The organism is Ligilactobacillus faecis (genome assembly GCF_029889745.1).
GTDB classification, from domain to species: domain Bacteria; phylum Bacillota; class Bacilli; order Lactobacillales; family Lactobacillaceae; genus Ligilactobacillus; species Ligilactobacillus faecis.
Genome location: NZ_CP123639.1, coordinates 2,253,065 through 2,267,173, shown reverse-complemented (window position 1 = coordinate 2,267,173; position 14,109 = coordinate 2,253,065). Strand labels below are relative to the sequence as shown.

At 40.0% G+C, this 14,109-nt stretch carries 12 protein-coding genes; 9 read left to right on the top strand and 3 right to left on the bottom strand.

Translation table 11 applies throughout. The annotated features are described in order from the left end of the window. Positions 1–77 precede the first annotated feature (77 nt). Positions 78–1,754: a ribonuclease J1 gene (gene rnjA, locus QFX10_RS10355; RefSeq protein ID WP_280606139.1), complete on the bottom strand. Its 1,677-nt coding sequence runs from the start codon at positions 1,752–1,754 to the stop codon at positions 78–80. 3 nt (positions 1,755–1,757) lie between these two features. Then, positions 1,758–1,970, bottom strand: a complete 213-nt coding sequence (locus tag QFX10_RS10350) for a DNA-directed RNA polymerase subunit epsilon (RefSeq protein WP_280606138.1) — start codon at positions 1,968–1,970, stop codon at positions 1,758–1,760. Between the two features lie 242 nt (positions 1,971–2,212). Here QFX10_RS10350 and QFX10_RS10345 point away from each other — a divergent pair, with 242 nt between their 5' ends. Next, entirely contained in the window at positions 2,213–2,680 is a 468-nt protein-coding gene (locus QFX10_RS10345; RefSeq protein WP_280606137.1) for a hypothetical protein, read from the top strand. Between the two features lie 53 nt (positions 2,681–2,733). Here QFX10_RS10345 and def read toward each other — a convergent pair whose 3' ends face one another. Continuing rightward, positions 2,734–3,288 carry a peptide deformylase gene (gene def, locus QFX10_RS10340; protein WP_280606136.1) on the bottom strand — a complete coding sequence of 185 codons (555 nt, stop codon included), beginning with the start codon at positions 3,286–3,288 and terminating at the stop codon, positions 2,734–2,736. 234 nt (positions 3,289–3,522) lie between these two features. Here def and QFX10_RS10335 point away from each other — a divergent pair, with 234 nt between their 5' ends. The 8 genes from QFX10_RS10335 (at position 3,523) to QFX10_RS10300 (ending at position 14,031) form a co-directional block, all read left to right on the top strand. Then, a complete protein-coding gene (locus QFX10_RS10335; RefSeq protein ID WP_280606135.1) occupies positions 3,523–4,425 on the top strand; it encodes a lactate dehydrogenase in 903 nt (300 codons plus the stop codon). Positions 4,426–4,436: 11 nt separating this feature from the next. Then, entirely contained in the window at positions 4,437–4,718 is a 282-nt protein-coding gene (locus tag QFX10_RS10330; RefSeq protein WP_280606134.1) for a UPF0223 family protein, read from the top strand. Positions 4,719–4,733: 15 nt separating this feature from the next. Further along, positions 4,734–5,534 carry an inositol monophosphatase family protein gene (locus QFX10_RS10325; RefSeq protein ID WP_280606133.1) on the top strand — a complete coding sequence of 267 codons (801 nt, stop codon included), beginning with the start codon at positions 4,734–4,736 and terminating at the stop codon, positions 5,532–5,534. A gap of 132 nt (positions 5,535–5,666) precedes the next feature. Continuing rightward, complete coding sequence (gene typA, locus QFX10_RS10320) at positions 5,667–7,508, top strand: translational GTPase TypA (RefSeq protein WP_280606132.1); 1,842 nt, start codon at positions 5,667–5,669, stop codon at positions 7,506–7,508. A gap of 401 nt (positions 7,509–7,909) precedes the next feature. Further along, positions 7,910–8,200, top strand: a complete 291-nt coding sequence (locus QFX10_RS10315) for a DUF1507 family protein (protein ID WP_280606131.1) — start codon at positions 7,910–7,912, stop codon at positions 8,198–8,200. Further along, positions 8,193–9,422: an FtsW/RodA/SpoVE family cell cycle protein gene (locus tag QFX10_RS10310; RefSeq protein WP_280606130.1), complete on the top strand. Its 1,230-nt coding sequence runs from the start codon at positions 8,193–8,195 to the stop codon at positions 9,420–9,422. The genes QFX10_RS10315 and QFX10_RS10310 overlap by 8 nt, the downstream gene beginning before the upstream one ends. A gap of 77 nt (positions 9,423–9,499) precedes the next feature. Continuing rightward, a complete protein-coding gene (locus QFX10_RS10305; RefSeq protein ID WP_280606129.1) occupies positions 9,500–12,931 on the top strand; it encodes a pyruvate carboxylase in 3,432 nt (1,143 codons plus the stop codon). Positions 12,932–12,960: 29 nt separating this feature from the next. Next, positions 12,961–14,031, top strand: a complete 1,071-nt coding sequence (locus QFX10_RS10300) for a CAP-associated domain-containing protein (protein ID WP_280606128.1) — start codon at positions 12,961–12,963, stop codon at positions 14,029–14,031. Positions 14,032–14,109 lie beyond the last annotated feature (78 nt).

Here is a 14,109-nt window from a genome sequence, read left to right as displayed (position 1 = left end):
AGGTGAGCGACAAGATAACGTACGCATTAAAAAAGGAAAACAAACTTATTTAGCTTGTTTTCCTTAAAAGATAAATCTTAAACTGTGACAAACATTGGTAAGATCATCGGATGCCGTTCGGTCTGCTCGAACAAGAATGTTTGGAGTTCAGCAATGATATTTTCCCGTAGCATCGCTTCAGTCACCTTTTCATTTTTCAACGTTTGTTTGATCGTTCGGTAGACACGACGTCGTCCTTGTTTGATCAGTTCGCCTGATTCGCGCATATAGATGAAACCGCGTGAAAGTAAGTCAGGACCTGCTAAGATCTCACGTCTTTGCATATCGATCGTGGCAACGACAACGACTAGTCCTTCTTCAGATAAAATGCGACGATCACGTAAGACGACATTACCGATATCTCCGATCCCAGAACCATCGACATAAACATCTTCGGCATTGAAATGACCGGCATAACGAGCCGAATCTTTAGTCAAAGCTAAGACATCGCCATTTTCTAAGATAAAAGAATTTTCAACAGGTACATCGCATTTTTCAGCTAATTCAGTATGGATCTTTAGCATGCGATATTCACCGTGGACTGGCATGAAGAACTTGGGCTTGAGTAAACGCAACATCAGTTTTTGTTCTTCTTGACCACCGTGGCCAGAGGCGTGAATATTATTGACTTTACCGTGGATCACTGTTGCTCCAGCTTCTTCAAGTTCATTGATGACTTTATTGACACTTAAAGTATTACCAGGGATCGGTGAACTTGAAAAGACAACTGTATCTCCAGGTTGGATCGCAACTTGACGGTGAGTTCCGTTAGCGATCCGACTCAAAGCAGCCATCGGTTCTCCTTGAGACCCCGTACATAAGATCATTACTTTATTTGCCGGTAGGCTATTGATCTCACGAGCATCAACGAGTGAATCGTCAGGAATGTCAAGATAACCAAGTTCTCGCCCGTTGACGATCGCTGCTTCCATGCTTCGCCCAAAGACAGCGATCTTGCGACCTTTAGCGATTGCTGCTGCTGCTGCTTGTTGAACACGAGAGATGTTGGAAGCAAAAGTTGCAAAGATGATCCGTCCTTCGACTTGTTCAAAGATCCGCTTGATCGATTTACCGACCCAACGTTCTGATTTAGTGAAGTTTGGAACTTCAGCATTCGTGCTATCAGAGAGTAGACATAAAACGCCTTCCTCACCTAGCCGAGCCATCTTTTGGAGGTTAGGGGGCTGATTGGTGATCGGAGTCAAGTCGAATTTATAATCACCAGTACATACGATCGTACCTGAAGGAGTTTTAACAGCGACCCCTAAAGTATCAGGGATCGAGTGCGTCGTACGAAAGAAAGAAACGCTTGTCTTGCGAAAACGTAAGACGGTATCTTCGTTGATCTCATGTAACTCAGTCGAGTTCAAAAGCCCATGCTCTTCAAGTTTGCTTTTGATCAATGCCAAAGCTAAAGGTCCAGCATAGATCGGTACATTGACTTGTTTTAAGAGGTAAGGGATCCCGCCGATATGATCTTCATGTCCGTGGGTAATTACTAAAGCTTTGATTTTTTGCTGATTTGCAACTAAGTATTGATAGTCAGGAATGACGTAATCAATACCAAGGAGATCATCTTCGGGGAATTTGATTCCAGCGTCAACAACGATGATCTCGTCTTGAAATTGGATACCATAAGTATTTTTCCCAATCTCACCTAGACCACCGAGTGCAAAAACGGCAGTCTCGTTATTTTTGACGTTTAGCTTCTTCATTTTTTAGAACTCCGTCAATTTAAAAGCTGGACTCTCTTTTTCATAAGCTAAAGCTGCGTCATCAAGTTTTTCGATAAATTCTACATTGTATTCTGTATTTGATTCAACTAAGATTCTTGCTTCTGGTTCTGAGTCTGCTTCTAAATATAGTGATAACGTGTTTTCACGTCGAGGATTGATTTTTTTAGATGGTTGATAATAAACTTTAAAGATCATTAATGATCCTCCTTAAATATAGATTTTTAATAATTTGCACTTGAAAGTACATTTCAGCAAAAAATAAACTTCCGAACAAGGATTGTTTGCACAATAATTAAGTCTATTTTACCATAGTTTGGAAGTTAAGTATATAAAGAGAGCTTGGAACGCGTCTAGATGGCGCTTAAAATGTTTGTTTTTGGAAAAATTTAAAGTCTGTGCCATAATTAAGAGTAGTTGAACTTTAAGTAGGTGAGATTTTGGAGATAGTATATATCTTGATTGGCGCTATTTTGATCGGAGGAGCGCTCATGTTTGGTCATATTTGGCGTCAAAAAAAAGCTTTGACGATCTTACAAGCTGATAGTCAAAAGCTAACAGAGAAAGCCGTAAAAAAGTGTTTGCCTTTAGTTTTAAAGCAACCGTTGGAGCTCAGTTCGCCTAGACCGATCGCAGATATTTGGGGAAAAGGAGTTTTAGCTTTTGAATACCAAGGATACTTACAACGACCAGATAACTTGGATCTAAATGCTCTTCGGCAAGCATTAACGCTCCAGCTAAAGCTCTTTGCCAAAGAAGAGCACTTGACCTCAGAGTACAGTGAACAAGTTTTTGTGATCTCTGATCTGTGGTTAAAAGAAAAAACGTTACACATAGATCTTGCTTATGTGATCAATCGTGCGACTGCAAGTTACATTCGCGATGTCAGTCAATTAGATGGAAAATAAAGATAGATCCACTAAAGTCTTCTTTTAGAAGATTTTAGTGGATCTATCTTTGACTAAAGTAAGATCATTCCTTCAGTCGTAGCAAAAGGTTCTTTTTCATTGATATGATCGAAGAAAAGGATACCATTCAAGTGATCGATCTCATGTTGCACAACGATCGCAGGGTAATCGCGTAAACGTTTGATATGTTCATTCCCATCGAGATCGTACCAGCGAAGTTTGATGCGAGCGTGACGAGGTACATAACCAGGCACATCACGGTCAACGGAAAGGCAGCCTTCGCCTTCAGAGAGTGCAGCCATTTGAACTGATTCGCTCAAGATCGTTGGGTTGATCAAGATCTCTTTAAAGATCGGTTCGGCACCTTCTTCACCTGGAACAAGGACGGCAGTCATTCGTTTAGAAACGTTGATCTGTGGAGCCGCTAAACCAACGCCAGCGCGGAGATTATATTTTTCAGCGATCTTTTCATCTTGACTATTTTCAAGAAATTCCATCATCTTTTGTGCTGTTTCTTTTTCTTCTGCAGTCAATGGAAATTCGAATTTTTCTGCTCGTGCCCGCAAAGTTGGATGATCTTCGCGGATAATATCATGCATCGTAAGCAATATTATCATCCCTTCATTTGTACTTTCTTCTCCATCTTAGCACATTTTTATAGTTTTGGACGAAAAAGAATTTAGCGATTTTTAATGCGGAAAAAGTAAACGGACGTAGAACAAGTTTATGCTATAATAAGCCTATGATCTAATGGTCTTCGAAAATATGTTTGCATTTTTGGCGCTAAAAAGTTATACTTATGTTCTTTGTTAAGCTCGGTCAACGATAACGGAGGGATCATAGTGGAGAATAATTTGATGGTGTGTGGTATAAGTGATGAATTGACCTTGTTTTTAAACTCCTGTATTTTACACGACGATCAACTACATGGATATTTATTTCAAATTTCTGATCACATTTCAGAACAGATGCAGACATTATTGGCCAACGCAGAGTTAGCTGATAATTTTACTTTAGAAGCAACGATGCATCCAAAATGGGATAAATTAGAGCTTTTATTGATCGGACCTGCACCGATCGAATTTGTTAAAGAAAATGAAAAAAATACCCAAAGAAAGTGGACGCAATTGATCATCAATCAAGCGATGGCAAATGGATTTAAAGGCAAGATCTGTTTTGTGACTCCTGATGATCATTTGTGGGTCTATTCAGCGTTACGTTTTTCTGGTCTGCCTGCAAGTGATGTTTTTGGTTTGGGTACGATGCCGTTATCTGAAGTAGTGGCGTTGCTACTTGGACGACAATTAGATCTTGGGAGTGATCCGATCTATGCAAACGTCATTGGAACGACAAGCGATTCTTTGATCACTTGGAGTCGTGCTCAGATCGCAGGTAACCTCATTTTGAGCTTAGTTGCACAAGATAAGAGCTTATTTGGGCAAGCTAACTTAGATGAGATCGAAAAGACGTATCAAGAAAAAGAACGCTTGATGCACACGATGATGACGACTCGGTGTTTGCGACGCGTTATCAAAGCATTATTTTTCAACCACCCGATCTTAGTACCACTGACACACGAAGTGGAATTTGCGACGCAAAAGATCGCGCTTAGTGAACCAGTTGTGATCGCCAAGCAAGGGATCAAACATATGGCTAAATTGAATTTATCAGAAGAAGAAAAACAAACATATTTAGCAACTAAACAAAAAGTCGTTGAGGAATTAGAACGATTACGAAAAAATTAGGGGATACAGTAATGAAGATAACAGAAAATTTTGAATATCCATTGATGCCAGAATGGTCAACGGCAGAGATCATTATCGCTAGTGAATTTTATGAAGCAGTTGAAAAAGTTTATACTTCTGGGATCGCTCGCGATGAATTTTTAGCAAAATATGAGCGTTTCTTGAAAATGGAACCTGCGATCATGGCACAAAAGCAACTCGATCGTGACTTTAAACGGGCAAGTGGTCTAAGCCTATATCAAGCGATAAAATATGTTAAAGAAAGCAATAAGAAATACATTAAATATAGTTAAAAGGTCTGATTTGAGATGACAGAATGGACAAAATTAAATGAAGCGATCACTGAGTGGTTCACTGTTGTCCAACAAAAATTGCGGACAAGTGATCAAAAGCCACTTGAGATCAAACAAAAAAGTGACCGGACCGACTTAGTGACAAACGTTGATCAAGAGATCGAAGCTTACTTTGTAAAGCAGATCAAAACAACTTTTCCTGATTCAAAGATCTTAGGCGAAGAGGGCGATAAAGACAACGGTTTAACAACTTATCCAGGTCTAGTCTGGGTCATCGATCCAGTTGACGGAACGATGAACTATGTCAAACAAAGAGATCACTTTGCAAGTATGTTAGCTGTTTATGAAAATGGGCATGAAAAATTAGGTTATATTTTAGATGTCACTGCTAATAAACTTTATTGGGGCGGACCAGAATGCGGTGTTTACTGTAATGATGAGAAACTTGCTCCGCCAAAAGATCTCCCCTTGAGTGAAGGTCTGCTAGATATCAGCGGTCGGATGCTCGTAGAAGATTATTGTCATGTAAAAAAAGCTGTCAAAGCAAGTTTGGGGATCCGTGTCTATGGTAGTGCGGGGCTTGGCTTCATCCATGTTTTGACTGGTAAGACACTGGGGTATCTGTCACATTTACATCCGTGGGATTATGCAGCTGGAAAGATCTTGGCGCATGTTCAAGGTTTAGTCGTGGAAACGATTGACGGACGCCCGTTTGATATGTTATCATCAAACGATGTATTAGTAGCGACGAAAAATGCTGAAAAAGATATTCTCAAACAGTTGGATCGACCGAATGTTTGGAACTGTGGCGACTAAGTCACAGTTTTTTTATGGCACTCAGTGAAAATGCCTATATTTTTTTCATGAAAATATAGGCTGAAACTGAGCACACTTTAAGTCAAGTCGAGCATTTCTCAAGCAACAGATTCTTGAAAGGAAGAAAGAACTTTGAAAACACGTGATGATATTCGCAACGTTGCTATTATCGCCCATGTCGACCATGGTAAAACAACGTTAGTTAACGAATTATTAAAACAATCAGATACACTTGATGAACATACGGAGATCGGCGATCGTGCGATGGATTCAAACGATATTGAAAAGGAACGCGGGATCACGATCCTTTCAAAGAATACGGCCGTTAAATATAATGGTAAACAGATCAACATTTTAGATACACCAGGACATGCCGATTTTGGTGGTGAAGTTGAGCGTATCATGAAAATGGTCGATGGTGTTTTATTGATCGTTGATGCTTTTGAAGGAACGATGCCACAAACACGTTTTGTGTTGAAAAAAGCTTTAGAACAACATTTAACACCGATCGTGATCATCAACAAGATCGACCGTCCAGGTGCTCGACCAGAAGAAGTCGTAGATGAAGTGTTAGACCTCTTTATCGAACTTGGGGCAGATGAAGATCAATTAGAATTCCCAGTCATCTATGCTTCGGCGATGAACGGAACATCTTCTTTTGATCCAGATCCAGCTAAACAAGAACATACGATGGATCCGATCTTTAATACGATCTTAGACACGATCCCAGCTCCAGTTGACAATTCAGATGAACCACTCCAATTCCAAGTATCGATGTTAGATTATAACGATTTTGTCGGTCGTGTTGGGATCGGACGTGTTTTCCGTGGCAAGATCAAAGTTGGCGATCAAGTTACAGTTATGAAACTTGATGGGACTCAAAAGAACTTCCGTGTAACAAAACTCTTTGGTTTCTTTGGTTTGAATCGCTTGGAGATCGATGAGGCTAAAGCGGGTGATCTGATCGCAGTTTCAGGGATGGATGATATCTTTGTTGGCGAAACAGTTTGTCCAGCAGATAAACCAGAAGCTTTACCATTGCTTCGGATCGATCCACCAACATTACAAATGACATTTATGACAAATGATTCACCTTTTGTGGGACGTGATGGTGACCAAGTCACGGCGCGTAAATTGGAAGATCGTTTGAAACTTCAATTGCACACAGATGTTTCTTTGAAAGTTGAAGATACAGATTCTCCTGATGCTTGGACTGTTTCAGGACGTGGTGAGTTACACTTATCGATCTTGATCGAAAACTTACGGCGTGAAGGTTTTGAATTGGCTGTTTCTCGTCCAAAAGTTATTTATCGTGAGATCGACGGTCAATTATGTGAGCCATTTGAAAATGTGATCATAGATACTCCAGATGAATATTCTGGTTCTGTGATCGATTCGATGGCACAACGTAAAGGTGAAATGTTGAATATGGAAACTGGATTGAATGGACAAACTCGTTTAGTCTTTTCAACGCCAACTCGTGGTTTGATCGGTTACGATTCACAATTCCTTTCAATGACACGTGGTTATGGGATCTTGAACCATACATTTGCTGAATATAAGCCAGTGATCCGTAACTGGGAACCAGGTCGTCGTAATGGTGCTTTAGTTTCGATCAATCAAGGTAAAGCAACAACATATGCGATCATGGGGGTCGAAGGTCGTGGGACGATCTTTGTTGATCCAGGAACAGAAGTTTACGAAGGTATGATCGTTGGACAATCTTCACGTGAACGTGATATCTCAGTCAATGTTACAAAAGGTAAGAACATGACTAACGTTCGTTCTTCCAACAAAGATCAAACTGCAACGATCAAAAAGCCAACTCACTTGACACTTGAAGAGTCACTTGAATTCTTGAATGAAGATGAACTGCTTGAGATCACACCAGATAACATTCGTTTACGTAAACGTATTTTAGAGACAAATGCCCGTGAAAAAGCAGCTAAAAAAGCAGCTAAAGCAACAAAATAATTAGAAAAGAGTCAGTTGATGTTCAAAAAATGTCGCTGACTCTTTTTTAGGCGCTTTGAGTTTTTTAACTAATATGAGATAATTTAGCTAGGCACTTTCAGAAGTGTGCTAGTTCGTAACGCTTGAAAAGAGATTGTTGCACTAGATTTATGTTATAATTGCGAAAGTACGAGAGGAGGAACCAACTGCTATCGGGGTATCTGGCATAGCATCTAGATGTAGCGGTGCAGATACGTCTATTTAAACCCTAAAAGGGCTTTAAATAATGGGAAGACTAGTCCTTAGGCTACCATGCTCAGCTAAGGCGTGACCCGTTAGCTGATGTTGCCGGTAGCTCATAAGTTCAAATAAGGAGCGATAGTCTTTTTGATCATGTGTCATATAGCAGTAGGTGGCTATTGATGGAAAAAGTTATTTCAAAGCAAAATGCTCTAAGTATTTTGGAAAAAGATGCGACTGAGATCTGTCAGCTTTTAGGCAAACAAAGAAATCTCCTTTGTCGAACTGCTTGTCCGGCATTTGAGGAAGTGGCTGATACAAGGATCTATGGTTTTTCATGTGAAGTCAAATTTTTAGAGCGCGCAGGCTTATTATCTAAAAATGAAGGAAATGCTTTGATCAGAGCGTTAGAGGAAAAATTAGGAGCGATCCAGGCTAAAACAGTAAGAGAGGCTGGCGTTGCTGATGATTAAAAAGTTACAAAATCAATTGAAATACTTCGATTATGGGCTTTTTATCCCCTTTATCCTATTAGCGCTCATCGGGGTCGTAATGGTTTATTCTGCGAGTTCGATCAATTTATCTTACGTGACTGGCAATACGATGAAGTATTTCATTCGCCAGTTGATCTATGCTCTTTTAGGGACGGGCTTAGTTTTGACTATGGCTCATAGTAGACCTAAGCATTGGTGGAGTTTGTACGTTTTGGTCGGTGGTTGGTTTATTTTAATGGGCTTGTTAGTCGTAGCTAAGTTTTTTACAGATGCGGTCAACGGTGCTAACGGTTGGATCAACTTAAAAGTCATCAGTATCCAACCTTCTGAGATCTGTAAACTATACTTAGTCTTACTTTTAGCCAAAGTTTTTACGATCTATACGGAAAAAGGTGGACACATCTTGCGCCGTAAATGGGCAATAAAAGATCTAAACTTCCTTGAGAGGCTCAATTTGTTTGTTCCGGAAATGGTCATCTCATTTGCCGTATTGGCAATGCTTGGGATGATCGGAAGTGCGCCAGACTTTGGCGGTCTGGGGATCAATTTCATGATCGTCTTAGTAATGTTTTTAGCCTACGCCAATTATAATTACCGTTTTAATGTCACTTTGATCATCGGTGGAGTTACTTTTGCCGGGATCGTTGCTTATTTTATGCAGTTTACAACTTTTCTGAACAACTCGAGGATCGGCTATATCATTCGGCGTTTCACTGCTGTGTTTGATCCGTTCAAATACGAAAATTCATCTGGTAAACAGCTTGTCAACTCTTTTTATGCAGTTAGCAATGGAGGACTCTTTGGTAGAGGGATCGGTGAAAGTATCCAAAAAAGAGGGTATCTTCCAGAACCATATACGGACTTTATTTTATCGATCATTTCAGAAGAATTGGGCGTTATCGGCGTAACAGTCGTTTTATGTTTATTAGCTTGGATGATCTTGCGGATCTTTTTGATCGGGATCCGTGCTAAAAGTACATATGCAATGTATTTTTGTTATGGGATCGGAACTTTTTTTGCTGTCGAGACCTTCTTTAATGTTGGGGGGGCGATCGGTCTGATGCCTTTGACCGGCGTTACTCTACCTTTTATCTCCTACGGGGGCTCGAGTATGATCGTCTTAGCGATTGCTTTAGGGATGGTCATGAATATTTCTGCCCGGCAAAAGCGGGGGACTGAGATCGAGATCTTTGGTAAGTAGAGAGAGCTTTAGTTTAATTATTTATGCATTTTAAACATCAAGTCTAACGATACTATTATGAGAAAGTGGTGCTTTTAATGAAAAAAATCTTAGTCGCTAATCGGGGCGAGATCGCGATCCGGATCATTCGTGCTTGTCACGAACTGAATTTAGAAACAGTTGCGATCTATGCTAAAGAAGATGAATATGGTGTTCATCGTTTTCGGGCCGATGAATCTTATCTTGTTGGTGCGGGTAAAAAACCGATCGAAGCTTATCTTGATATGGATGATATCATTCGGATCGCTAAGAAAACTGGAGCTGATGCGATCCATCCAGGCTATGGCTTTTTATCTGAAAATGAAGTGTTTGCCCAAAAATGTGCTGATGCTGATATTACCTTTATTGGACCGACAGTTGAACAGTTACAAATGTTTGGTGATAAGATCGAAGCAAAAGAAGTTGCCCACGCAGCTGGCTTAAAAACGATCCCTGGGACAGAAGACCCAGTTCGTTCGATCACAGAAGTGCGTGATTTTGCTGATAAATACGGGTATCCGATCATGGTCAAGGCTGCTTTAGGTGGTGGTGGTCGTGGAATGCGGATCGTTTATAGTGCTGATGAGCTCGAAGAAGCTTATAACCGAGCTCGCAGTGAAGCGATGCAATCTTTTGGGGATGATGAACTCTATGTTGAAAAATATTTGCAAGGACCTAAACATATCGAAGTTCAGATCTTAGGCGACCAACATGGAAATATCTTGCATTTATTTGAAAGAGATTGTTCTGTTCAAAGACGTCATCAAAAGGTGATCGAATTTGCCCCAAGTATTACGTTAGATGATGCACGTCGAAAAGAGATCTGCGATGCAGCAGTTAGATTAGCCAAAAGTGTCAATTACCAAAATGCAGGGACCGTTGAATTCTTAGTGACAGACGATGATTTTTATTTTATTGAAGTCAATCCACGTGTCCAAGTCGAACATACAGTAACAGAAATGATCACTGAGATCGATATCGTTCAATCTCAGCTCTTGATCGCGGCTGGCAAAGATCTTTTTAAAGACTTAAAATTACCGAAACAAGATGAGTTGACTTATCATGGATGTGCGATCCAATGTCGGATCACGACTGAAGATCCTGAAAACAACTTCATGCCTGATACAGGAAAGATCGAGACATATCGTTCTCCTGGTGGCTTTGGTGTGCGTCTAGATGGTGGGAACGCTTATGCTGGAGCAGTAGTGACTCCATTTTATGATTCATTATTAGTTAAAACTTGTGTTCAAGCTCGAAGTTTTAGTGAAGCTGTTGCTAAGATGGATCGGGTCTTACGAGAATTCAAGATCCGAGGCGTAAAAACGAATATTGATTTTATGCGGAATGTTATCAACCATCCGCTGTTTGATGCTGGGCAAGCCAATACGACTTTTATCGATAAGACACCAGAACTTTTTGCTTTTGAGCGTAAACCAAAAACGACTAACCAACTTTTGAAATATATCGGAGATGTAACAGTCAATGGTTTCCCAGGGGTTAAACAGCATAAAAAAGTGTTTGTGCCAGATATCAAATTAACAGATACATTTACACCAACTGAAACGATCAACGCTAAACAAGTTTTCGATGACCTTGGTGTTGAGGCAACGATGAAATGGGTCAAAGATCAAAAAGAAGTTTTATTGACAGATACTTCTATGCGTGATGCGCACCAGAGTTTATTTGCAACGCGTATGCGGACAAAAGATATGGCACCTGTGATCGAAGTTTACGATAAAGCTTTACCTGATCTCTTTTCAGCCGAAGTTTGGGGCGGAGCGACTTTTGATGTGGCTTATCGTTTCTTGAATGAGGATCCATGGGAAAGATTACGTTATATGCGTGAAAAGATGCCACATACGTTATTGCAAATGTTACTGCGAGGGTCAAACGCTGTTGGTTATCAAAATTATCCTGATAATGTTTTGAAAGCCTTTATTGAGAAAAGTGCTACTAACGGGATCGATGTTTTTCGGATCTTTGATAGTTTGAACTGGATCGAACAAATGGAAAAAAGTATCCAGTATGTCCGAGAAACTGGTAAGATCGCGGAAGGAACGATGTGTTACACTGGGGATATTTTGGCTAAAGATGAAACAAAATATACTTTGGCATATTATGAAAAATTAGCAAAACAGCTCGTTGATGCTGGGGCACAAATGATCGGTATCAAAGACATGGCAGGCCTTTTGAAACCAAAAGCTGCTTATGAGTTAGTAGGAGCGTTGAAAGAAAAGGTCGCCGTTCCGATCCATTTGCATACGCATGATACGACTGGAAATGGCGTCTCGACTTATGTCGCCGCTACTAAAGCGGGAGTTGATATCGTCGATGTAGCGATGAGCTCACTTTCAGGAACAACGAGTCAACCAAGTTTAGGAAGTTTTTACTATGCACTTGAAGAAGATCCACGGCAGCCAAAAGTAAATATAGAAAATGCTGAAAAGGTCAACCGTTATTGGCAAGGAGTCAAACCATTCTATCAAGACTTTATGAATGGGATGACTTCACCGCAAACAGATATTTATCAAACTGGGATGCCAGGTGGACAGTATTCTAATTTACAACAACAAGCTAAAGCATTGGGGATCGACGATTTTGAACTAGTGAAAAAGACTTATCGGATCGTCAATGAGTTATTGGGCGATATCATCAAAGTAACTCCAAGTTCTAAAGTCGTTGGGGATTTTGCGATCTTCATGATCCAAAATGAATTAACAAAAGAAAATATTTTGGAGCGTGGAAAAACTCTTGATTTTCCAGAATCAGTCGTGGATTTCTTTGCAGGAGATCTAGGTCAGCCATATGGTGGTTTTCCAACAGAATTACAAAAAGTCGTCTTAAAAGACAAAAAGGCGATCACTGTTCGACCAGGTAGTTTAGCGAAACCAGTTGACTTTGAGAAAAAGGAACTTGAGTTGACAGAGAAGATCAAACGCAAGCCGACCCAAGAAGAAGTTTTGAGTTATATTTTATATCCAGATGTTTTCTTAGGTTATGAAGAAAATACTAAACGTTTTGGTTCGATGAACGTTTTGGACACAACGACATTCTATCAAGGGATGCGTCCAGGAGAGACGATCCGCGTTAAATTTAGACCAGGACGTTCTTCGATCATCCGCTTAGATTCGATCTCGGAAGCTGATGAAGATGGTAACCGAAGTCTATTCTTCTCAGTCAACGGACAGAACTTGCAGATCGTGATCCATGACAAGAGCAAAGAAGCTAAAGTCAATGCGATCCCGAAAGCAGAACCAACTAATCCAAATCATATTGGCGCAACGCTTAGTGGCTCGGTCTTGAATGTATTAGTAAGTAAAGATCAAGTCGTTAAAAAAGGTGAGCCTTTGATCGTTACCGAAGCGATGAAGATGGAAACAACGATCAAAGCACCATTTGATGGTAAAGTCACGCATATTTATGTCAAAGATGGCGATGTTTTAGCGAGTCAAGACTTGCTTCTTGAATTAGAACCAGTCAAAGAAAAATAATGGTAAGTAAGCGATTTTTAGGACGTTTTGTGCTTATTTTTGTGCTAACGTTGAGTATATGCTACGGGGTAGCACTTTTTGATCGACCTAAAGAACAAGTCGATCTTCAAACGGCACCCAAAACAGATCGCAAAGCGACTTCACCTAAAATAGATAAATTGCCAACAAAGGGTTTGGTGCGCTATATCGGTGCACCGAACTCTTCTTTTAAAGCACGATTTGGCGAACCAAGTCAGAGTTTTAGAAGCGTTGAAAATATTACATGGTATCAGTATCAGCCCGATAATGATAGTTTGCTTTTAGTTGGTGTCAATAATTATGATGATCGGATCTGCTCACTTTATCAATTTGGTGCTTTTGAGCAAACAGCCAAGCTCCATGTTGGGATGTCAATGCCTCAATTATTAAAATTAGTTGCTCTATCAACTGATTTTAGATTAACTTTAAATGAGCAACCAGTTCAGCTCAGTTTGACAGAAGCTGATCTAGTCAAAAGACCGCTACTTGCTTTTAAGAATGGTAGTTATGCGATCTGCTATTTTGAAGCTGGTAAGATCAAGGCGATCCAGTATTTAGATAAAAATGAACTTTTACGAAGTCAAACATATAAAGTTCGCTCAAAAACTCCATTACCTGTTCGTTATAGTGGGATGATAACATGGGAAGATGAACAAATAGCTTTAGAACAAAGTACTTTTGAACTTTTATCTTTTGAACGAAAACAAGGGATCTTTATTGAAAGTGAAGCCGCTGAGCAAGTTGCGACAAGGGTCATAACGACCTTGTCGCAAGCGCCAAAGAAGTATTTAAGTGAAAAACAAGCTAAACGTTATCAGCGGTTAGAAAATGAACGCTTTGCAGATACTAAAAGTTTATTTTTAATGCCAAAAGAGATCGCACCTAAGCTTTTGAAAGATGCTGGGGTCGATCAAAATGAGTATGAGATCTATTTAGGAATGCCTGTGCTTGATCCTGCACAACTTGCTGTTGCCTCTACGGGAAAAGAACACACTTTTTGGCAAGGAATAGTGACTAGCAAAAGTGAGCATCTAGGTTTGAAATATGACCATGGCTTGCTTGTAGTCGTGCTTGAAAAGTAAGCATAGATAACTAGCTCAAGTTTTTGTATAATAAAAAATAGCGCTAAATGTTAGGAAGCTAAGATATAGTAAGAAGTG

What these genes read in the sequence shown, in the direction of transcription:
- QFX10_RS10305 (WP_280606129.1), top strand. Translation starts at nt 9,500, where the DNA reads ATGAAAAAAATCTTAGTCGCTAATCGGGGCGAGATCGCGATCCGGATC.
- QFX10_RS10330 (WP_280606134.1), top strand. Translation starts at nt 4,437, where the DNA reads ATGAAGATAACAGAAAATTTTGAATATCCATTGATGCCAGAATGGTCA.
- QFX10_RS10325 (WP_280606133.1), top strand. Translation starts at nt 4,734, where the DNA reads ATGACAGAATGGACAAAATTAAATGAAGCGATCACTGAGTGGTTCACT.
- QFX10_RS10350 (WP_280606138.1), bottom strand. Translation starts at nt 1,970, where the DNA reads ATGATCTTTAAAGTTTATTATCAACCATCTAAAAAAATCAATCCTCGA.
- rnjA (WP_280606139.1), bottom strand. Translation starts at nt 1,754, where the DNA reads ATGAAGAAGCTAAACGTCAAAAATAACGAGACTGCCGTTTTTGCACTC.
- QFX10_RS10315 (WP_280606131.1), top strand. Translation starts at nt 7,910, where the DNA reads ATGGAAAAAGTTATTTCAAAGCAAAATGCTCTAAGTATTTTGGAAAAA.
- QFX10_RS10310 (WP_280606130.1), top strand. Translation starts at nt 8,193, where the DNA reads ATGATTAAAAAGTTACAAAATCAATTGAAATACTTCGATTATGGGCTT.